The sequence below is a fragment of the Acidovorax sp. GW821-FHT09B03 genome (assembly GCF_059418305.1).
On the sequence record NZ_JBWKPP010000037.1, the window covers coordinates 1 to 20,043 of the forward strand.

Consider the following 20,043-nt stretch of genomic DNA (forward strand, 5'->3'; position numbering starts at 1 on the left):
GGGGTCGCCTTTTCTTGGCCCACCTTCTTTTGGCGACGCAAAAGAAGGTGGGTGCGCCGCCGGGCGCACATCCCGGCCTCCGAACTCCATCAAAGGCACGCGACAACCATCGCATGCAACTGGTCAAGCACCCAGCGCCCCCAAAAAACAAGGCATGCTTTTCCTCTTTGACATTCCCCCGATGGCAAGCACTACAAGGCCTGCCATGCGCGCAAGAGCCCTGTCGCTCAGCCCTGTACCCCCAGCTTCTCCAACAAACCCACCGCCCGGTACGGCACCTCCTTCACCCCCTCCAGCAAGAATACCGTGGACCGCGAATGCTGCGTGCGCAGCGGGATCAAGGGCGCATAGGCATCGGAGTCGTACCAGGCGCGCGCCTGCTCCATCGAGGGAAAGCGGATCACCACACAATCGCCGCCAAAGCTGCCCTCGCGCAGCTCCGGGCGGGTGCCATGCACCAGGAACTCGCCGCCATAGGCCTCCAGCGTGGCATCGATGCGCTGCAGATAGCTGACGATGTCGGGGCCGAACTGCAGGTCTTCGAGCAGGCCGATGGCATAAGCGGACATGGTGGGTCTCCTTCAACAAGGCAAGTGGATGAATGAATGAATGAACGTATGTATGGATGCCAATGTAGAAGCCACCCTGCAGCGCGTCGATTACCTGGCAGGTCATGGTTCCTGCCACCGCGGCCCTGGCCGAACGCGCCCGCACGCCGATGGATACACTGCCCGCCCATGACCACCGCAGCCACACCAGCCGCCGAGCCCCAGCCGCGCCCCACCACCCACGAAGACTTCCTGCCCTTCGTCCCCACGCGCAACCAGCAGAACCTGGCCATCCTCAAGGGCTTGCCCACAGGCCTGCAGGCCTGCCTGCTGGCCGAACTGCGGCGCGGCAACCGGTTGGTGAACGTGGAGCGGGCCGACTGGCCCCACGCAGGCAGCCTCTTCGTGTCGCTCAAGGAGGTGTTCGCCCCGGCCACGCGGGACATGGCGCCCGGCCTGGGCGTGGAATGGCGCAAGGTGAACGACCCCCATTACTGGCGCGAAGACCTGTCCCAGGTGCGCGACGGGGTGGAGCACCTGGTCGTGTGCTGAAATGAAGGCAAGGGAGGGTTTGTTCCGCCCGCCAAGGCAGGCCCCGGACATTGTGTTGCGCCATGCACGATGATGGGCACCAGGCGCCGCAGGCGCGTTACATTCGAGCACACGGGGGAGCGTTGTCGCCCACCCCAAGCCACAAAACCAAGGAGTGATGAAGATGACCGCCGCCCAGCCAGCGCCACAGACGACCACACCCCCCAGCCACCACCAGGCCGCCAGCGCCTGCCTTGCCGCCTGGCTGGCGACCGTGGTGGCCGACATCCAGTACGAAAGCAACCGCCCCAACCCCGACACCGCCAAGATGGAGCGCCTGGTCGCCGAGCGCAGCAAGCTGTTCGAGGAGCGCACCGCGCTGGAAGCCAACGACAAGGGCGCCATTGCCCGCGTGGTGGCGGACTACGCCGCCGCACTGCAGGCCCGCCGGTTCAAGGTCTGACCAGCGGCAGCCCCTGGCCAACGCGCTGGATGGGGCTCGTACACCACACCCCACCAGGGCCGCACCGATGCTTGCCCGCCCGCCCATCGCCCCGCTGCGCCCCTTTGTGCGCCTGCTGTGGGCAGGCGCCACGCCGCTGGCATCCGCCCGCCCCGGGCGCGAGCATGTGCTGCCCACCGGCCACATGCACCTGGCGCTGCGCTGGGGCGGGCCGCCGCTGCACCTGCTGGGGACCGCGCCGCACAGCGACGAGGTCTGGTCCCCCGGCCACGCCGTCGTGGGCGGGGCCCGGTCCGGCTACTACGCCAAGCAGGGCGGCACGCACGGCTGGTCGGTGGGCGCCCAGCTCGAACCCGGCGCAGCCGGCGCCCTGCTGCGTACCAGTGCGGCCGGCCTGGCAGAGCACCATACCCCGCTGGCCGACGTGTGCGGCCCGGGCGCAGTGGCTGAACTGATGGAGCGCCTGCAGGCGCAAGGCGCCCCCGCAGCCTGCCTGCAGGTGCTGGAACGCTGGCTGCTGGCCCGCATGGCCACCCAGGTGCGCGGCCTGCACCCTGCCGTGGCGGCAGCCCTGGCCAGCCTGCATGGCGGCGAGCAGGTGCAACAGGCCGTGGCTGCCAGCGGCCTGAGCCACCGCCACCTGATCGCGCGCTTTCGCGAGGCCACCGGCCTGGCGCCCAAGCAGCATGCGCGCGTGCTGCGGCTGCAGACGGCACTGGCCGGTCTCGCCACCCCGGGCCTGCAGCCCGCCGGCATCGCGGCCGACGCGGGCTTTGCCGACCAGGCGCATTTCACGCGCGAGTTCCGCGACCTCACCGGCGTGACGCCCACGGACTGGCTGCGCGCCGCACCGGCACAGCGCAACCATGTGCGCGTGGACTAATTAATGCGTATTTCAGTCGCTGCTGGACAGTGGGGCGAGTTGACTTGGACAGCGGGAACGGCGGGAACGGCAGGAACTGGACACAGAGATCGGCGCTCGTGTGCATTCCCAGATCGCTGGCGATGAGCATCTGTTCGGCTCGTCTAGTCGCCTTCTTGGGTGATACAGGGCACTGCCGCGGCCAGCTAGACTTCCGCTATCGGCCAGAAGCGGTCGCAAGAACCATTGACTACACGTGGAAAACTCAGCGTCCGGTTTCCTGCCTGAACAGTTTGCTTGCCACACTGGCATGTCAAACGAGGAGCAAGCTCTGCGGAAGTGGCTGCGCGGTTTAAGTGCATCGGAACGGATTGACTTCATTCGGCAGTTGACGCCGCTGAACGGCCGGCTCGCTCTATCGCTAGTCCAATCGTCACAACTCCCGACGCATGACGTGGAGTCTGTTCTCAAGGAATGGCTAGCTTCCGGCAACCACAATCCAGCCAAGGCTTTGATTCAATTTCTTGAGCCTGCTCTCGGCGTCAAGAGGTTCTGGCGCATTGTGGACGGTGCGAATTTGACGCAAGCTCAACGAGACTTTTTTGAATACCATCGAAGCGGCCGCACAGCTCTTGATGGCAGCAACCGGCCAGAAGTTGACATTCATAGGGGCCATTCGTTCAAACATGAAAAAGCGACCTGATGAGAAACTCAGCGGTGAACTTGCGACGTTCATGCGACTGTACGCAAGAAAATCGCAGAGAGGCGTCGAGCCAAACGATCGGCGGTATGACCACAAACTGGAGAAGCTGATGAAACGACTGAACCCCGGGCAATTGAGCCAGCTTCTCCACGACGAAGAGACGACCGAGGTCAACACGCCGCCATCGACCAAGAACGATCAATAATTCCTGGAAGGCAGAAGATGAAGGGGGTGGCTCTTGCTGTCGGGAAGGACAAGTGTCCGGCAGAGTTGCGCCAGTAGCCGTCAGTCAAGAATCCGACAGGCCTGCTGCAATGACGATTCAGAAAAATCGATCAAGCCTGCGAAGCGGGCCTAAGCCGATTCAGTCATTGCGGCAGCGTCCTTTGCGTTGGCTCGCTTTCATCGGACTAGTCCTACTGTTGACCTCGCAATGTGTTGGGTATCTTCGCGAGCGCCGAGCCACGGATATCGAACTTTGCAAGAAACACTGCCTGCCGCAAGGAAAAGTTGGTGTGTGGACGACCAAGGAGGTTCGCTCCCCGCAACGTCCAGGCGTGTCTTTCTCAGAACCCGAGTGTCAATGCAGGTGACCTGCTTCGAAGTGCGCTCGCGCGGTGGAGCCGTAGCGGCCTAGAGAACAGCACGGCCATCACACCTGACAGGCAGCTTCGGGCCCAAAGCGGACATTCTTAGTCTATGCCGAAGGTCGCAGCTTTCGTGGCCACATCATCCGCAGAGAAGTTGAGCCAGCATTTTTTTAAGCCGGGAAATCTGACAGTCATCAGAGAGGCGTTCTCGGTAGCAATCGAAGTATCGGGATGGCCAGAAACAAGCGCTTTGACTGCATTTCTGCTTTGCCCGAGAGCACCCCTACAAAAAGCGTCAGCCCGCCTGAATTGCACATAGTCGGCGATGGCGTAGCCAAGAAATGCGACCGCAACAACTCCAAGGAGGGTCGCTAGTACACGTATTGCCGACGCCAAACTCTTTTGCATGTTGGATGTCCGCTTCTGGCCGATACCCGAAGTCTAGCCCACGCCCGCAAATCTTCTTCAGCGATGGTTCGGCCAGCCATTTGCGCCTCGGCTCACGGTGCAGGCTTCTGTGTCCACGGTGCCGAACCGGCTGTCCAGAAGAGCCGAAATATGCAGCCAAGAACCCGGTTCAGGGTCAATTTCCTTCAAGACACCGCGGACCACCGGGCCTACAGTGGTGCTGAACTTGCAACCCCAGGAGATGCCCGACATGGTCCACGAACTCTTTCCCTACCTGCATGTCGCCGATGGCGAGGCGGCGATCCGTTTCTATGAGGAAGCCTTCGGCGCGCGCGAGCTGTTCCGCCTGACCGAGCCGCCCACGGGCCGGCTGGGCCATGCGGAACTGGACTTCGGTGGCACCACGCTGATGCTGAGCGACGAGTACCCCGAGATGGACATCCTCGGCCCCCGGCCGGGCGCCCCTACCTGCGTGTCGCTCCACCTGCACGTGGACAACGCCGACACCGTGATCGCCCGGGCCGTGGCCCTCGGCGCCACCTTGGAGCGGCCCGCGCAGGACGCCTTCTACGGCGAGCGCTCGGGCGTGGTGCGCGACCCCTTCGGCCACCGCTGGAACATCGGCCACTCGATCGAGCAGGTCACGCCCGAGGAGATGCAGCGCCGCTACGACGCGCTGATGGCACAGGGCGGCTGAGCCCTCGTTTCAGACCAGGCCGCGCAGTTCGACGCGCGCCCCCAGCCCGCGCAGGTCACCGCTCTTGCCCAGCTCCAGCCGCCCGCCGTAGGCCTGGGCGATCTGGCCCGCAATGGCCAGGCCCAGCCCGCTGCCCTGCACCGACTCGTCAAAGCGCAGGCCGCGCTGCCCGGCGGCCTGCAGCTGCGCGGGTGTCATGCCAGGGCCATCGTCTTCCACCTGCAGCAGCAACATCGGCAACCGCAGGGCGGCGGGGCCATCGCCTGGCTGCGCCATCCCGGTCCCCTGTGCCGGCAGCACGCGCAGCGACAGCCGCACGCGCGAGGCGGCCCACTTGCCCGCGTTGTCCAGCAGGTTGCCCAGCACCTCTTCCAGGTCCGCGCGCTCGCCGCGCCAGTGCAGGGGCGCTGGCGCGGCCTGGTCATCAAGCTCCCAGGCCAGCTCCTGCGCCGCGTGCAGGCGCTGCATCATGTGCAGTACCTGGCCCACGCACTCGCGCACATCCACGGCCGGCCCGGCAGCGCCCGGGTGGGCCAGCAACGCATCGCTCATGGTGCGGGCCTGGTAGCGGTCCACCAGCTGGGCCATGGCCGCCACCTGGCGCTGCACCTCGCCAGCGGGCACCTGCGGCTGCGCGCTGGCCTGGGCGCTGAGCAGGGCCAGGGGCTTCTTGAGGGCATGGTTCAGGTCGGCCGCGTGTGCGCGGGCGCGGGCCACTACCTGCGCGTTGTGGGCCAGCAGGCCGGCCAGTTCGGCCTGCAGGGGCTGCAGGTCGCGCCCGGTAGGGGCGGCCAGGTGCTGCGCCACGTCGGACCCCGGGCCCTGCGGCGAGCGCAGGGCTGCCAGCAGCGCCTCCAGCCGGCGCAAAGGGGCCAGGCCCACGCGCACCTGCATCCACGCCAGCGCCCCGGCCAGGGCCATCAGCACCACGGCGGCCAGCACCAGGGTGCGGTCGATCTGGCGCATGCTGTCCTGCAGCTGCGCCGCCGGGCCGTAGACCACCAGACGGGTCTCGGCCGCAGGCGACCCGATTTGCACGGCGCTGGTGAAGGCCAGCAGGGGCTCCTGCATCGGCCCCGTCGCCCGGTACAGCACCTGCGAACCGCGTGCGGGCACTGGCTCGGTGGGCAGGCTGTCCATGTCCCACAGCGAGCGCGAGCGCAGCACGCTGGCACCGGCCTGGGCGCGCCAGTACCAGCCGCCATAGATGGCGCTGAACTCGTCCACCGCGCCGCCCTGCTCGCGCAGCGTTCCACTGGCACCCGCCTGCAGCCGCGCGCCCACGCGCTGCGCCTTGTCGCGCAGTACCTGCTCGAAACTGGCCAGCAGGCTCTGGTGCATCTGCGCGCGCAGCCACCAGCCGCCCGCACCCACCAGCACCAGCATGGGCACCAGGGCCAGCAGCACGATGCGCGTGGCCATGGGCCACTGCGCCAGTTGCAGGGCCAGCCGCTGGGCCAGCGCCATCAGACCGGCCCCTGCGGTGCGTCTGCGGGCTCGGCCTCCAGCCGAAAGCCCTGGCCGCGCTCGGTCACCAGCCGGGGGGCGCCGCCAAGCTTGCGGCGGATGCGGCCGATCAGCACGTCCAGGGTGTTGGAGTCGGGGTCCAGGTCGCGCGCATACACGTGCTCGCCGATCTCGCTGCGCGTGAGCAGCCGGCCCGGGTGGTGCATGAAGTACGCCAGGATGCGGTGCTCCTGCGCCGTGAGCTGCAGGCCCTGGCCCTGCAGCGCAAAGCGGCCCTGCACCACGTCGTACTCCAGCGGCCCGGCGCGCAGCACCGCGCTGGCCGACCCGGCGGTGCGGCGCAGCATGGCGCGCAGGCGCAGCACCACCTCGTCCATCAGGAAGGGCTTGGTCAGGTAGTCATCGGCACCGGCGTTGAAGCCCGCCAGCTTGTCGCTCCACCGGTTGCGCGCCGTGAGCACCAGCACCGGCCAGCCGCAGCCCGCCTCGCGCCAGTCGCGCAGGGTGCTCAGGCCGTCCTTGAGCGGCAGGCCCAGGTCCAGCACCGCGGCGCTGTAGGCCTCGGCCGTGCCGGCAAAGGACGCGGCCTCGCCATCGTGCTCCACATCCACGGCAAAGCCCGCCGCCTCCAGCGCCTGCCGCAGTTGCCCGGCCAGCGCCACATCGTCTTCCACCACCAATACCCGCATCTTTACTCTTCTACCTTCTGGCGCAGCACCTGCAGGGTCACGGCGTCCACCTCCAGCTCCAGCTTGTGGCCGTTGGGCTGCAGCAGCTCCACGCTGTAGTGGGGCTGGCGCCGGTGGTCGGTCTCCAGCTCCACCTCCATCACCAGCCCCGCAAAGCGCGGGTGCAGCGACTCGAGCATGGCCCACATGGGCTTGATGGAAGCCTTGGGGGCAGCACCCTGGGGCGCGTGGATCACCTCGCCGGTGGACACATCCATCAGCAGCTTCATCTGGCCCGCGGGCTTCTCGGAGAGCTTGACCTCGTACACCGCCTGGCCCTGCGCATCGCGCTCGAACTCCACCTCCGACACGCGCGCGCCAAAGCGCTGCTCCAGGCGCTTGATGTAGCGCGCCATCTGCGCGGGGCCCACGGGCTGCGTGGGCCAGTCACTCTCCTGCGCCACCACGGCGCCGGTGGCGGCATCGACCAGCACCTCGTGCTTGCGGCCCTGCGCGTCGATGAGCTTGATCTCGTAGCGCAGCTCGCCCTTGCGCCCGCGCTCGGTCTCCACATCGATGACGCGGCCGTTGTACTGGCGGCTGATCTCGGCGATCACGCTGTTGAGCGGCTTGAGCTGCCCGTTGAGCACGCCGCGCCGCGCCGCATCCTGCTCTGCGGCCATGCCCGGTGGCGCCGCCAGCGCCGGTGTGCAGGCCAGCGCCAGCACCAGCGCCGCGCAGGCGGCACACGGTAAGAGACTCGTCCATCGTTGCATCGCGGGGATTATTGCGGACGATCCTAAACGCCCCATGAACAAGGGCTTCACGCCGTGTTTAGGCACAGCGCACCACACTGCCGCCCATTCTTGTCAACGAAAGGAAAGCACCGTGAAAAAGACCCTTCTGAGCCTGTCCCTCACCGCAGCCGCTGCGGTGGCCACCCTGCCCTCCATGGCCCTGGCCATGGGCGCGCAGGACGCGCTCAACGTGATCACCCAGAACCACCACGTGGCCACGCACGGCCTGCAAAAGCAGTACGGCTACTGGACTGCCGAGGCCATCGCCAACGACGGCCAGCGCGCCACCGTGCTGGTCAAGGATGCCGACGCCAGCTTCACCGCCGTGCGCAAGAGCGACATCGGCACCACCCTGCCCGGCGTGGCGCAGGTGGCCCAGGCCCTGCGCGCTGCCGGCTGGGCCCATGTGCACGACCTGGAGCTCGACGACGGCTTCTGGCAGGCCGAGGCGCGCCAGAGCCTGGTCCACGGCGAAAAGGTCGAACTCGTGCTGCACCCCCAGACGCTGGAGGTGCTCAGCCAGGTCGGCCGCAGCGGCGGCTTTGCCAACCAGCAGGCCGTGCTCGGCGCCGAGCAGATCCGCCTGGCCCTGCAGCAGGCCGGCTACACGCGGGTGCACGACCTGGACTACGACGATGGCCACTGGGAGGCCGAGGCCACCAACCTCGCCGGCCAGTCGGTGGAGCTGCGCCTGGACCCGCACACGGCCCAGGTGCTGAGCGAGCGGCTGGACGACTGAGGCCCCCCGGCGCAGCGGGCTGCAGTCCGCAGCCTGGCTGCGGCCACGCAGAGCGCACCGCCGGCGTCGGTCACTGTTCGGCAGGCTGCGTGCCCAGCGCCAGCAGTTGCCGGGCCTCCAGCTTCGTCTCGTCGAGGGCGTTGGCGCTGTCGATGGCGATCTGCAGGTACTTGCGCACCGTCGCCACCTCCAGGTCGCTCACCATGTAGAGCTTGGCCAGCTGCAGCGCGGCCTCCGCGTCGCCGGCATCCAGCGCGCGCAGGAACCAGCGCTTGGCGCTCACCATGTCGCCCATGCAGCGGTAGCTGATGCCGATGTTCAAGAACGCCAGCTCGCTGCCTGCGGCAATGGCTTTCTTGTCCCATTCGATGGACTGCGCCAGGTCGATGCGCACGCCCTCTCCCGCGCCGTACATCACCGCCACCATGGCCATGCAGTCCACATCGCCCGCCTGCGCCCCCGCCAGAAAGCCCGTGAAAGCCTTGTTCAGGTGCCCCCGGTCATAGGCCGCCGTGGCGTCTTCATAAGGGTTGTGCTCTGCATCGGACATTGCCTTGCCTTCCAGTGAAGTGAAGAAAAGAAAAAGAAACCGGAGAATCCAGGCCCGGGGCCGGCGCGGTGGCCCCGGCAATCCAGCCATCATGCCCGGCTTTCATGGCACCCCGGCAAGCACGCCGGCTGGTTCACCGCGCACGCCCCTGGCACTGCCTTGGGCCACCACGAAAAACACCAGCAGCAGGATGCTTGCCGAGCCGCCCAGCAGCACCGCCCCGATGGGCGCAGGCGCTGCGGCAAAGGCCGGCAGCAACACCGCCACCAGCAGCAGCGGATTGGCCAGCACCGCCCAGCGCGGCCACGGCGTGCGCCCGCGCAGCACCAGCACGGCCAGGATCACGGAGGCAAGCGCCCCAGGCACGGCCAGGCCCAGCAGCGACACCCGCATGTAGGCCTGCACCGCCTCGGCCTGCGCCTGGCATGCCGCGGGTGCCCCACCGGCCGCGCCATCCACGCACGAACGGATGAGCAGCTCGAACACCGCCCACACGGAATGGATGGCCGCCAACCCCACCGCAAACAGCAGGAACAGGCCGAACATCGCGCGTGCCGCCCACCCCGCCGGTGCCTTCACCCCCTGGCACACCTGCCAGAAGCCCGCCACCAGCAAGGCCCCCGCCACGGGCCCGAGCAGGCCGCCGGCCCAGATGCGTTCCACCGGTGCCGAGCGGATCAGCTCCAGCATCCCGGCGCGGAAATCAGCGGCAGCCCCCCAGTGGCCCAGCAGGAGCATGTCGCCGGCAAACAGCAGCAGCGCGCCCAGAATGCCCAGGCTGCCGGCCAGCCGGGCGCGGGGGAGATGGACCGGATCGTCGGGGTGGTTGCTCATGCGGCAGCGCCTTCCTTGGTGCGATGGTGTTTGTCGTGAAGCGAAGAGTTTCCGGATAGCGGATCGCCGCGACTGTAAGCGGCATTTGGGTGAGCGCCCCCAAAACCGTGCGCCAACCTGCTGCAGGCCCGCCCAGTCATAGCAAAATAGCGCCACAAAAATTCCACCAACACACAATCGGGGTGAGAGGGATGGCAGTACGGATCGACAGGCACCGCCCGCGTGCCGCGGCGCGAGAGGCCGCTTGCACGCACGGGCATGCCCAAGCACCTGCGCCCGCCTGCACTGCCGTAGCCCCCACCCCGCACCCCCCGGCCCCGCCATGCCCCTGACCACCGCCACCCTGCTCTGCCTGGTCGTTGCCATCCACGATGGCGACTCTTTCCGCGCCCGCTGCGGCGACGTGACGCGCAACGAGGAGACCTTTGTCGCCATCCGCGCCATCGATGCGCCCGAACTGCGCCAGCCCTATGGCGATCTTTCGCACAAAAGCCTGGTCAACCTGTGCCTGATACCGCAGAAGGTCAAGCTCAGCAACACCGCGGTGGACGTCCATGGCCGCACCGTGGCCGACGTGGAGTGCCAGGGCAAGGACGCGGCCACCGAGCAGCTGCGCGCCGGCATGGTCTGGTACGACCCCAAGGTGGGCCTGGGCTACGAGGCGCTGGCCGACATCCAGCTGCGCGCCCAGGCCGCCGGGCGCGGGCTGTGGGTGCAGAACAGCCCGCTGCCGCCCTGGGACTGGCGCGCCACGCGCAAGCTCAAGCCCACGGGCCCCGTGGCCAGCCCCCAGCGCTACCCCTGAGCCGCCCCGCCACACGCCCATCAGCCAACGAACGCGGTGGGCCCGCAGGTGCAGGCACCTGCTGCGCCCTTGGGCAGGGCCCGCAGCGCTGGCCTTTTCCGCATCCTGGCTGATCCGCGCCTGCGGCCATGCCGCAGCGGTGGTGCGGCACGGCGCGCGTTGCCCTACTCCAGCATCGGCCCTGCCAGGCCGTCCAGCGCCAGGGCTGCGTCGCTGGGCTGCGCGCCCGGCCGGGCCGCACCGGCCATGCACCCGCCCACCAGCTCCCGCACCAGCGCATGGCTGGCCCGGGCGGGCCCGAACAGGGTGCGGTAGATGATGGGGGCGACCACGCCATCCATGAGCGCGTCTACCGTGGGCACGGCCTCGCCGCGCGCGCTGCCGCGCGCCAGGATGATCTCGATCTGGCTGGCCGTGTAGGCCGCGCACTGGCTGGGCACGGCCATGCTGCCCTGGATGCGGCCGGCCAGCACGTCGCGCAGCATGGTCTGGCCGACCTCGGAACCCATCTCCTCGAAGAACTGCTCGGCCCAGGCCTGCAGGTCGCCTTCCACGCTGCCCGTGTCCGCAGGCTCGGCGTCGGCGCGAAAGCGGTCCAGCGCCACGTCGGCCAGCAGCTCGGCCAGGTCGCCCCAGCGGCGGTAGATGGTGGAGGGCGTCACGCCCGCCTGCGCGGCGATCAGCGGCACGGTGAGCTGCGCGCGGCCGATCTGCTCGGCCAGCTCGTTGGTGGCGCGGTGCACGGCGGCCTGCACGCGGGCGCTGCGTCCCCCGGGGCGGGGGGCTGGTCTGGGGTTCATGGCCCCGATGCTAAAGCAAAAAGATTGCTTTAGTGGTTTAATACGCAAAAGCAAATTCTTTGCTTTTGTATTGCACTGGAGTTTCCATGGCCACGAACCCTGCCGCCACAGCCGCCACGCCGCACGCCGCCATGGCCCCACCCTCGGCCCCCGTCCGCAGGATGGGCCATGCCCAGGCCCTGTGGCTGCTGGCCTCCATCCTGGTGGGGTTTCTGGCGGCCTCAAGCGCGCCCTCGCCGCTGTATGCGCTGTACCGCGACAGCTGGGGCTTCTCGGCACTCACGCTGACGCTGGTGTTTGCCTGCTACGCCTTCGCGCTGCTGGGCACGGCGCTGCTGTTCGGCACCTTCTCGGACCACCGGGGCCGGCGCGAGGTGGTGCTGCTGGCGCTGGTGCTGGAGATCGCCTCCACCGTGCTCTTCTGGCAGGCCGATTCGGTGGCCTGGCTGTTTGCCGCGCGCATCGTGCAGGGCCTGGCCACGGGCATTGCCACCAGCGTGCTCAGCGCGGCTCTGATCGACCTGCACCCCGAGCGCGGCGCCCTGGTGAACACCGTGGCGCCCATGCTGGGCATGGCCGTCGGGGCCCTGGGCACCAGCGCGCTGGTGCAGTTTGCGCCCACGCACACGGCGCTGGTGTTCGAGCTGCTGCTGGCGCTGTTCGTGCTGCAGGCGCTGGCCGCCGTCTTCCTGCCCGAAACGGTGGTGCGCCGCCCGGGCGCCTGGCGCTCGCTGCGCCCGCGCATCGCCATACCGGCCAGCTCGCGCGCCACGCTGGTGTGCATCCTGCCGCTGAACACCGCGCTGTGGTCACTGGGGGGCTTTTACCTCTCGCTCGGGCCCACGCTGGCGCGGGTCATCACGGGCAGCCAGGCGCCGGTGCTGGGCGGCGCCCTCATCTGCGCGCTGGTGCTCACGGCCGCCGTGGCCATAGTGTTCGTGCGCACCCGGCCACCACGCCAGGTGCTGCTGCTGGGCACGGTGGCCCTGGTGCTGGGCCTGGCGGTCACGCTGGCGGGCATTGCGCTGCATTCGAGCGTGGCCTTCTTCGCGGGCACGGTGGTGGCGGGGGTGGGGTTTGGCTCGGGCTTCAACGGCTCGCTGCGCAGCCTGGTGGGCACCGCCACGGCGGCAGATCGCGGTGGGCTGATGTCGGGCTTTTTCGTGCTGAGCTACCTGGCGTTCAGCCTGCCCGCCATCGTGGCCGGGCTGGCCGCCGGCACCTTCGGGCTGCATGCCACGGCGCTGGGGTTCGGGCTGGCGCTGCTGGCCCTGGGGCTCACGGCGCTGGGGCTGATGCTGCGGCGTGATGCAGCCGCCTGACCGGGGCTGGCTGGCCGCCCGGCGAAATCCGGATCAGGAGTAGATGGCCAGGCTCAGCGACAGTGCGGCGACGATGGCAATGGCCTGGATGCCAAAGACGATTCCCAAGATAGGCATGTGGTCCTCCGTGAAGAAGGCATGAGCGTAAAACGCCCTGCAACAATTCCATGCAGTCTTTTGCAAACTCGGCGCGTCAGACGATTCCTACAGCCTTTCAGCGCCTTGCCGCAGGATGCCCCCCCACCTGGCCGGGCAGCGCCTTCCGCTTTTGGACACACGCCAATGGGGCGCCGTCCTACAAAAATGGACGGGCACCGTCTTTAGTATTGCTCCTGTCGATACCGCATCGACACCCACCCCTCCCTTGCTGAACAGCAAGTTCACAGCCCGCCCACCGCGGGCTGTTTTTTTTCTGTGTACGCGTTTTCCGTCGGCACGGCCTTGCACACGCCTTCGGCGCCGGCCGATGGCCCGCGTCGAAACCGTCCGACAGCCGCACGGTGCGGTCTGCGCGCCAATGGAGGCACCACCCCAAGAGGAGGTACCTACCATGTCCCGCACCCACAGAACCCAGCCCGAGAAGCTCCGCCCCCGCGATATCAAGCGCCGCCGGCAGTGGGAGGCCATGCAGCGGCCGGCGCGCGAGGCGCTGCTGTTTCCGGAACCTGAGGCGCCGCAGTGGAAGCCGATGGGGTGAGTGGGGGGGTCGGTGTACTGTGCCTCGTTGTTGCAGCATGCTTTTGCTGATGGCGGGGGCCGGGATGTGCGCCCGGCGGCGCAGTAACTTTCTCTTGCGTCGCCAAGAGAAAGTCACCAAAGAGAAGGCGACCCCGCTGCCCGTGTCCCCCATCGCCCTTTTGGGCGCTGGGGGCAGTCTGCGATGCTCGGTCCTGGGGTGACGCCGAAGAACTCCCTGCGCTGCCTCTGCGAGGCGGCTCCGGTCAAACAGCTTCGGCGAGCCAGATGACGATGCGCGTGTCCTTCGGCACGCGCTCACCCCAGGCCCTGTGCTTCTCGGCACGGTCAGAAGGGGGTGGGAGCGGGCTCCACACGGGCCATTGCTTCGCTCGGCCTGTGGTCCTTCGCTGCGCTCGGCTCGCCAGGGCGATCGCGCACAAGCTGTCGGCAGCGCGCGGCGCGAACCGACCCCAGGCGCAGCTGCGAAAGCAGCAGCCGTCTTTGACCCCGCTCCCCACCCCTGCTGGCTGCGCCGAGAAGCGCAGGAGCTGGGGTGGGTGCATGTGCCGCAGGACACATGCACTTCGTTGTCTAGCTCGTCGCTGCTGTTTGAGCAGAGTTCACCCGCAGGGGGAACGGCGCGAGTTCAGCGACGCCCACCCCAGATCCGAGCATCGCAGGCTGCCCCCGTTCGCCCGACAGGGCGTACGGGGGACGCAGACTGGGGGTCGCCTTCTCTTTGGTGACTTTCTCTTGGCGACTCAAGAGAAAGTTACTGCGCCGCCGGGCGCACATCCCGGCCCCCGCCCCTTGCAAAGGCATGCAGCACCCATTACCCAGTCCAGCCCCAGCCCCAGCCCCCAATGCGAGAATCCACCCACTCCCTCCCTGGCAAGCCCCCAATTACCCCCATGCACCTTGCATCCCTCCCCCCATCCGCACCCACCACCCTCCTGCACCGCACCGCAGCAACCCTGGCCCTGCTGATCACCATGGCCATCGCCCTGGCGGGCCTGACCCAACCCGCCCATGCGGCACCGCCCAAGGCCTACAACAAGGCAGGCGTGAGCTTTCAGCACCCCGCCGACTGGAAAGTCGCGCTCGACGAAGTGGAGCCCAATGGCGCCGGCATGCGCAGCATCGACCTCGAAGGACCGGAAGACGCCAGCATCCACCTGATGCTCATCCCCTTCATGACAGGCCAGAACATCGAGACCCTGGCCACGCGCGCCGCCGAACACCGTGCAGAGATGGACAAGGGCCAGGCCGCGCTGGAAGGGCCGGACAAGATCACCCCCACGGGCATGACCTCCAGCACCATCACCCGGCGCGTGGGCGGCAAGGACATCAAGGGCGTGCTGCAGCGCTTTGGCTACGTCTCGGAGGGCGTCGCCATCCAGCTCGAATCGCGCTTTTTCGCCATCGATGCAGGCAACGGCAGCAGCGTCAACATCATGACCCAGTCGCTGGCCGAGGACGCCAAACTCATGGAAACCGCCCTGGGCCGGGTGATGGACACGCTGCGCTACCGCGCCAAGCGTTGACGGGGCCCGGCCGCTGCCGCGCACCCGAACCTCTCTTCCTTCTTGTACCGACCGAACCACCCACCTACGCACCATGCCCCAAGCCCCGACGCCCCTTCACGCCACCCTCGCCCTGGCCACACGCCGCCGCTTCCACGCTGCGGCCGCCGCCGCCCTGGGCCTGCTGCTTGCCGCCAGCCTGGCCCAGCCCGCGCTGGCCGCGCCCAATGTCATCTACAACAAGGACGGCGTGAGCTTCGAGCACCCCGCCGGCTGGAAGGTGACCGAGGACTCGGTCGCGCAGGACGAGACCCGCCTGCGCAGCATCGACCTCGAAGGACCTGACGATGCCGTCGTCACCCTGCTGTTCAGCCCCTTCCTCAAGGCCCAGAACATCGAGGCCTTCGCAGCCACCACGGCAAAGAACCGCGCCGAATCCGCCAAAAGCAGCAGCGCAGTCGCCCAGCAACTGCAGTTCGGCCCCTCCACCACGGCGCCCATCACCCGCAATGTCGCAGGCCAGGAGAACAAGGGCGTCTCGCAGCGCTTCGTGATCAGCATGCTGGGGCAGAAGCTGCCGCACGAGGCGCGCTTCTTCAAGGCCGACCTGGGCGGGACCACCGCCATCATCATGACCCAGGTCGCCACCGAATACGCCAAAGCCACCGAGGCCGGCTTCGCGCTGGCGCTCGACACGCTGCGCTACAGCGGCAAGCGCTGACCGAGCGCCGCACGGCGGCAGTCACCCCTTCATTCCCACAGGCGGCAGGCGCAGTTCAAACCGCTTCGTGGAAATACGCGCGCCCCGCAAAGGTGCGCTGCAAGGCGGCCCGCAACGCCTGGAACTGCGGCTCGGCCAGGTCAAAGCGCACCTCGATCCGGCCATCGTTGTCCATCTCCTGCGCGGCGTGCGCGTCCATCTGCACGTCCACGCGGTCGCGGTGCAGGGTGAAGGACACGATGTGGCCGTACCACGACCAGCCTTGCCCGCAGTACTCGATGTAGGGCTGGTCCATGCCCAATGCGATGTCCTGGGCGTCGTACTCGTCCAGGTGCTGCAGCATCAGGTAGAAGTCCTCGTCCTCGATGGACGGCGCCCCGAGCGTCACGATGAGCAGCCCATCGTCGTCCTCGGCGGCAGACACTGCATTGGCGACAAAGCCTACCGGCATCAGCACTCCTCCTGTTGTCTGGCCGCACAGCGCAGCGGCCACAGGGAGCCACTAGGTGCCGGGTCATTGCAGGCGTCCACTATATCCCTCGGTGTGGCAGCCCGTCAGCCAATCAGCCAGCCGGTCGCCACCCAGGCCTAACGCCCCTCCATTCCCTCCACCGCCACCTGCAGCAGGTGCGGCGCAATGTAGCGGCGGTGCGTGCGCTCGATGAGCGCCATGTACCAGCGGCCGAAAGCATTGCGGCAGGCCACACGGGTGGCCAGCGAGTACTCCACGCGGCCATCGTCCAGGCAGCGCACGCCCACGCACGAGCGGAACGCGAGGTGCCGGTCGTCCGCTCCCAGCAGCACCTGCGCGCTGCGCCCGTCGGCCGCCACCTGGCTGGCATGCACGGGGTAGCGGCCGGCAAACAGCGGGCTGCCATCAGGCATAGCCTGCCCTGCCGAGGGCGGCTGCAGCGAGGACACCGGGCAGGCCAGCGGTGACCGGCGCAGCCCAAGCGGGCGCACGATCACGTTACGCACTGCCATCATGCGCGTGACGCCCGGGTGCCGGTTCGCAAGGAAGCTGCCCAGCAGGCTGGCCAGCAGGGCATCAGCGTCCGGCGCAGTACCTGCCTGGCGCGCGGCCACCAGCGTGAAGCAGTCTTCGTGGTGCAGCGTACGGCCTGCCAGCGCCTGGCGCAGCAGGCTATCGGCCGGCAGGCCTTGCTGCTCCTGCACACGGCTGGGCCGCAGCTCGCTCACATAGCCACCGCCCTGCAGGGGCGCCAACGCATGCCCCACTCTGCCTGCCAGCGCGCGGTAGTGTCCGCACGCAGCCGCCAGCCACCCGCCCGGCCGCTCGCCGAGCGAGAGCACCGTGGTGGGAACCTGCTGCGCCCGCACCGGCGCGCTGGCCAAGAGGGCCTGCACGGCACCAGGCAGCAGCTCGGTCAACGAAGGGATGTCGCCCTGGTCCTGCAGCACCTTGCTGCGCAGCGCTGCGCTGAGCTCGCCGCCCAGCTCATTGGTGTGGGTGGACAGGGCAAAGAACGCCGGGTGCCCCGCGCCCTGCACGCGCGGCACGAACTGGTGCCAGTTCTCGCCCGAAAAGCGCACGGTGAACAGGCAGTCCGGCGGCACATCGACATGGCGCAGCGCCCGCACGAAGGCCGCCGGGTCACGCGTGATCTCTTCGGACGTGGCACTGGAAAAGCGCAACTGCGCCCCCGCACTGCCCGACACTGCCGTGAACACCCGATGCCCCGCATGCCGGTGGAACGGGTGCCCGCCCTGCCCCACGCCAAAGCTGTACAGCGCCGTCGCATCGCCCTTGGCAAAGTCGCTGCCACCCAGCTTGGCCGAGGGCTCGTCCAGCGCGTCGATGAAGCGCCCATGCTGCTCCTGGCGCGCCATCATGCCGCGGCACAGGCCCGTGCCCACGCCCCGGCCCAGGCGGGCCAACAAGGTCACCTCGATGGGCAAGGCCCCCGGCCGCGTGGGCAACGCCACAAACGGAAAGGTCGCCGTCCCGCGCGTCAGCCGCAATGCCGGCCGGGCAAGGCCCAGGGTGGCGGTGGTAGTGCCGCTGTTGGCGGTGGTGCTGTTCATGCTCCGGCTCTCTTTTTCTTGGCTGTCGTGCCTGGTTGTTCTGGGGTGTTCGTCGAATTGCGCGGTTGGTGGAAAGCATGCCGGCAGATTTATTTTATTTAGTTAATTACCTAATTGCAACCTTAACAAATGGACTGTGCCATGACACAGCGATCCAGGTTGGTCAAGACTGTCCTTAACAGCAGTTCAGCTTTATCTTGACTAAGTTTAGAAATTACTAAACAATGGACCCCATGGCAACCCCGGCGCACAGCGACGCCAACCGACCCCACCGTCCGCACGCGCCAGGGGTTGCCGCCCTTTTTCAGTCCTTTGCTTTCACGCTGGCGGCCCACGTGCTCACCAGCAAGCCACCAGGAGCCCCCATGCACCACCGTGCCGCCCCGCCATTGTTGTTGTTGACATTGCCACCGCCACCAGGCCCCCTGCACTTCGCAGCCACCGGTGCAGCCAACGCGGCCACACTCGCGCAACCGGGCTCGGCGTCCTGGCCCCCACTGAAACCCCGCGCGCTGCCGGACTGCCCGCCCGCCGCGCAGCCACCCGTTCTGGAGCGCTTTTGCCGCAGTGCCAACGACCCCGTGCGCGACGCCAGCCACCACCACGAGGCCCGCGCGGCCGAGTCCGACGCGCAGTACGCCGCCGAGGACGCTGCCCACCGCGACACCCTGGCCCTGGCGCGCGGCGGCGACTATGCGCGCCTGCTGTCCGCCATGGACTACCGCGACAACGACACCCGCGCCATGCACGCCCTGGTCACCTGCGCCCAGCAGGGCCACGCGCTCGCGCGCGAGGCCATCGAGGTGCTGGCCCGTACCTGGGCCGAGACGCATACCGAGGCAGTGTGATGGGACAAGGACTGCAGGACATTGGCGAGCACACCGCGCCGCCTCCAGCGCGCGGGGCGCACCGGCTGATTGGCCCCATCGCCACCACCGCACTGGGGGCCCTGGCCATCCTCGGCACCCTGCTGTGGGCCATGCACGAGGATGCGCAGCACGGGCTGCGGCGCGAGGCCATGGCGCAGCAGCAGCAGCAGCAAGCCCGTGCACAACCGCCCAGCGCAGAGCAGCGCCGCCACGTGGCCGCACAGTTCGTGTGCGGGCATGGGGTGGCGTACCAGTGGGTGAATGCGAACACGGTGGAGTGCCTGCGCGAGAGGGACGCGCAGGTGGCCATCACGGGCCGGTGAGGCCGCCCTGGTCGGCCTGATCGGCCTGGTCTTCAGTTCGCCCCGGGCCTGTCCAGCAGCGTGCCGTTGATCGCCACCATCTTCCACGACAGCAGGCCATAGCGGCGAAACACGAAGCCCACCTCGCGCCCCTCCGGGCTGACATGCACGGTCGAGTAGTTCTGGTAGTCCACCTGGAAGCGCGGCTTGCCGGCCTGGGCCCCCTGGTTGTTGTTGCCGCCGCCACCCGAGGGGGTGGGCGAAGGTACCGGGCGTGCGGTATCGCCACGCTGCTGCAACAGCTTCACCACGCCCGATGGCGAGACCATGGCATCCACGGCCTGGTTGAGCATGCCTTTCACAAAGGTCTGCGCCAGGCCGGCAAACGGGTTGTCGTCCGGCACGCCGCGGGTCTTCATCTCGGCGTCCATGCGGGCACTCAGCAGCTCCTTGACCGAATCGCGCAGCAGCACGAAGTCCACGTACTCGGACACCCGGGCAGCGTCCTTGTCGCGCACGGCGTTGGACAGGGAGTGCAGGGCCCAGTAGGGGGAGGCGTAGAGCGTTGCGCCGGCGGCGATGGCGATGCCGGCCAGGGCGATGGGGACGAGCCGTTTGTTCTTTGGGGTGTTGTCCGCGGTGTAGGTCGTGGTGGTCATGTGCAGTATTCCCTCCCGTGTTGTGTTGTAGGTCCTTGGCTTCAACGCGGTGAGGAGGTTGGGGGTTTACGAGTTTTTGGTTTGGATGCCCGGTGCTTCTTTGTAAGCCGCATGCCTCTGTTGAGGGCGGAGGCCGGGGTGTGCGCCCGGCGTGGCCGTTTTGACAGCATGCCTCTGCTGAGGGCGGAGGCCGGGTCTCGGCCCGGCGGCCGAGGTACCTTTCTTTGCTTCCCCAAAGAAACGTACCCCAAAGAAAGGCGACCCCGCTGCCCGTGTCCCCCTCGCCCCGGGGGCGAGGGGGCAGCCTGCGATGCTCGGTCCTGAGGTGTGCCGCAGAACTCACTGCGTTTGGCCTTTGGCCAACTCCGTTCAAACAGCTGCGGCAAGCTAGTGTCGTGAGTTAGAAGTTCGTTGAACTAGTGATAGCGTGTCGAGTCAATCGTGTACCGTGTGCACACGAG

At 68.0% G+C, this 20,043-nt stretch carries 24 protein-coding genes; 13 read left to right on the plus strand and 11 right to left on the minus strand.

The features are described from left to right. Positions 1–227 precede the first annotated feature (227 nt). Positions 228–569 (minus strand): DUF1330 domain-containing protein, encoded by a 342-nt coding sequence (locus tag AC07PA_RS32325; RefSeq protein ID WP_494610315.1) that lies wholly within the window; start codon positions 567–569, stop codon positions 228–230. A gap of 168 nt (positions 570–737) precedes the next feature. Between AC07PA_RS32325 and AC07PA_RS32330 the strand changes: the two genes are divergently transcribed. The 4 genes from AC07PA_RS32330 (at position 738) to AC07PA_RS32345 (ending at position 3,312) form a co-directional block, all read left to right on the plus strand. Then, the gene (locus tag AC07PA_RS32330) at positions 738–1,100 is read left to right on the plus strand and encodes a hypothetical protein (protein ID WP_494610316.1); all 363 of its coding nucleotides are present in this window, start codon (positions 738–740) and stop codon (positions 1,098–1,100) included. Between the two features lie 163 nt (positions 1,101–1,263). Further along, entirely contained in the window at positions 1,264–1,542 is a 279-nt protein-coding gene (locus AC07PA_RS32335) for a hypothetical protein (protein WP_494610317.1), read from the plus strand. Positions 1,543–1,609: 67 nt separating this feature from the next. Then, complete coding sequence (locus AC07PA_RS32340) at positions 1,610–2,425, plus strand: helix-turn-helix domain-containing protein (RefSeq protein WP_494610318.1); 816 nt, start codon at positions 1,610–1,612, stop codon at positions 2,423–2,425. A gap of 581 nt (positions 2,426–3,006) precedes the next feature. Continuing rightward, the gene (locus tag AC07PA_RS32345) at positions 3,007–3,312 is read left to right on the plus strand and encodes a hypothetical protein (protein WP_494610319.1); all 306 of its coding nucleotides are present in this window, start codon (positions 3,007–3,009) and stop codon (positions 3,310–3,312) included. A gap of 487 nt (positions 3,313–3,799) precedes the next feature. On the opposite strand, the gene AC07PA_RS32350 is transcribed toward AC07PA_RS32345, so the two are convergent. Next, positions 3,800–4,105, minus strand: coding sequence for a hypothetical protein (locus AC07PA_RS32350; RefSeq protein WP_494610320.1), 306 nt, complete (start codon positions 4,103–4,105; stop codon positions 3,800–3,802). A 250-nt stretch (positions 4,106–4,355) separates the two neighbouring features. On the opposite strand from AC07PA_RS32350, the gene AC07PA_RS32355 reads away from it, so the two are divergent. After that, positions 4,356–4,802: a VOC family protein gene (locus tag AC07PA_RS32355; protein WP_145698261.1), complete on the plus strand. Its 447-nt coding sequence runs from the start codon at positions 4,356–4,358 to the stop codon at positions 4,800–4,802. A 9-nt stretch (positions 4,803–4,811) separates the two neighbouring features. On the opposite strand, the gene AC07PA_RS32360 is transcribed toward AC07PA_RS32355, so the two are convergent. Genes AC07PA_RS32360 through AC07PA_RS32370 form a run of 3 tightly spaced genes read right to left on the minus strand, consistent with a single transcriptional unit; the run spans position 4,812 to position 7,713 of the window. Continuing rightward, on the minus strand, positions 4,812–6,269 hold the full coding sequence (locus tag AC07PA_RS32360; RefSeq protein ID WP_494610322.1) for a sensor histidine kinase: 1,458 nt from the start codon (positions 6,267–6,269) through the stop codon (positions 4,812–4,814). Further along, positions 6,269–6,958: a response regulator transcription factor gene (locus tag AC07PA_RS32365; protein WP_494610323.1), complete on the minus strand. Its 690-nt coding sequence runs from the start codon at positions 6,956–6,958 to the stop codon at positions 6,269–6,271. The genes AC07PA_RS32360 and AC07PA_RS32365 overlap by 1 nt, the downstream gene beginning before the upstream one ends. A gap of 2 nt (positions 6,959–6,960) precedes the next feature. Beyond that, positions 6,961–7,713, minus strand: a complete 753-nt coding sequence (locus tag AC07PA_RS32370) for a PepSY domain-containing protein (RefSeq protein ID WP_494610324.1) — start codon at positions 7,711–7,713, stop codon at positions 6,961–6,963. Between the two features lie 112 nt (positions 7,714–7,825). Between AC07PA_RS32370 and AC07PA_RS32375 the strand changes: the two genes are divergently transcribed. Continuing rightward, positions 7,826–8,473: a PepSY domain-containing protein gene (locus AC07PA_RS32375; RefSeq protein ID WP_494610325.1), complete on the plus strand. Its 648-nt coding sequence runs from the start codon at positions 7,826–7,828 to the stop codon at positions 8,471–8,473. A 70-nt stretch (positions 8,474–8,543) separates the two neighbouring features. Here the strand turns inward: AC07PA_RS32375 and AC07PA_RS32380 are convergent, their stop codons facing one another. Both AC07PA_RS32380 and AC07PA_RS32385 read right to left on the minus strand, forming a co-directional pair. Beyond that, on the minus strand, positions 8,544–9,023 hold the full coding sequence (locus AC07PA_RS32380) for a tetratricopeptide repeat protein (protein ID WP_494610326.1): 480 nt from the start codon (positions 9,021–9,023) through the stop codon (positions 8,544–8,546). Between the two features lie 102 nt (positions 9,024–9,125). Then, positions 9,126–9,857 (minus strand): DUF6796 family protein, encoded by a 732-nt coding sequence (locus tag AC07PA_RS32385; protein ID WP_494610327.1) that lies wholly within the window; start codon positions 9,855–9,857, stop codon positions 9,126–9,128. A gap of 322 nt (positions 9,858–10,179) precedes the next feature. On the opposite strand from AC07PA_RS32385, the gene AC07PA_RS32390 reads away from it, so the two are divergent. Further along, positions 10,180–10,662, plus strand: a complete 483-nt coding sequence (locus tag AC07PA_RS32390; protein ID WP_494610328.1) for a thermonuclease family protein — start codon at positions 10,180–10,182, stop codon at positions 10,660–10,662. A gap of 164 nt (positions 10,663–10,826) precedes the next feature. Here the strand turns inward: AC07PA_RS32390 and AC07PA_RS32395 are convergent, their stop codons facing one another. Beyond that, positions 10,827–11,462 carry a TetR/AcrR family transcriptional regulator gene (locus AC07PA_RS32395; RefSeq protein ID WP_007856233.1) on the minus strand — a complete coding sequence of 212 codons (636 nt, stop codon included), beginning with the start codon at positions 11,460–11,462 and terminating at the stop codon, positions 10,827–10,829. A gap of 86 nt (positions 11,463–11,548) precedes the next feature. On the opposite strand from AC07PA_RS32395, the gene AC07PA_RS32400 reads away from it, so the two are divergent. The 4 genes from AC07PA_RS32400 (at position 11,549) to AC07PA_RS32415 (ending at position 15,706) form a co-directional block, all read left to right on the plus strand. Beyond that, the gene (locus AC07PA_RS32400) at positions 11,549–12,784 is read left to right on the plus strand and encodes an MFS transporter (protein WP_494610329.1); all 1,236 of its coding nucleotides are present in this window, start codon (positions 11,549–11,551) and stop codon (positions 12,782–12,784) included. Positions 12,785–13,334: 550 nt separating this feature from the next. After that, positions 13,335–13,481 (plus strand): hypothetical protein, encoded by a 147-nt coding sequence (locus tag AC07PA_RS32405; RefSeq protein WP_007856235.1) that lies wholly within the window; start codon positions 13,335–13,337, stop codon positions 13,479–13,481. An 892-nt stretch (positions 13,482–14,373) separates the two neighbouring features. Next, positions 14,374–15,006: a hypothetical protein gene (locus tag AC07PA_RS32410; RefSeq protein ID WP_494610330.1), complete on the plus strand. Its 633-nt coding sequence runs from the start codon at positions 14,374–14,376 to the stop codon at positions 15,004–15,006. Positions 15,007–15,079: 73 nt separating this feature from the next. Then, entirely contained in the window at positions 15,080–15,706 is a 627-nt protein-coding gene (locus AC07PA_RS32415) for a hypothetical protein (protein ID WP_494610331.1), read from the plus strand. A gap of 55 nt (positions 15,707–15,761) precedes the next feature. On the opposite strand, the gene AC07PA_RS32420 is transcribed toward AC07PA_RS32415, so the two are convergent. After that, positions 15,762–16,157, minus strand: coding sequence for an Imm10 family immunity protein (locus tag AC07PA_RS32420; protein WP_145698772.1), 396 nt, complete (start codon positions 16,155–16,157; stop codon positions 15,762–15,764). Positions 16,158–16,294: 137 nt separating this feature from the next. After that, the gene (locus tag AC07PA_RS32425; protein WP_494610332.1) at positions 16,295–17,752 is read right to left on the minus strand and encodes a DUF2867 domain-containing protein; all 1,458 of its coding nucleotides are present in this window, start codon (positions 17,750–17,752) and stop codon (positions 16,295–16,297) included. A gap of 365 nt (positions 17,753–18,117) precedes the next feature. Here AC07PA_RS32425 and AC07PA_RS32430 point away from each other — a divergent pair, with 365 nt between their 5' ends. Continuing rightward, positions 18,118–18,600 (plus strand): hypothetical protein, encoded by a 483-nt coding sequence (locus AC07PA_RS32430; RefSeq protein ID WP_494610333.1) that lies wholly within the window; start codon positions 18,118–18,120, stop codon positions 18,598–18,600. Then, on the plus strand, positions 18,600–18,944 hold the full coding sequence (locus tag AC07PA_RS32435) for a hypothetical protein (protein ID WP_494610334.1): 345 nt from the start codon (positions 18,600–18,602) through the stop codon (positions 18,942–18,944). Before AC07PA_RS32430 ends, AC07PA_RS32435 begins: the two co-directional genes overlap by 1 nt. Before the next feature lie 32 nt (positions 18,945–18,976). On the opposite strand, the gene AC07PA_RS32440 is transcribed toward AC07PA_RS32435, so the two are convergent. Beyond that, positions 18,977–19,582, minus strand: a complete 606-nt coding sequence (locus AC07PA_RS32440) for a DUF2939 domain-containing protein (protein WP_007860126.1) — start codon at positions 19,580–19,582, stop codon at positions 18,977–18,979. Positions 19,583–20,043: the final 461 nt, after the last annotated feature.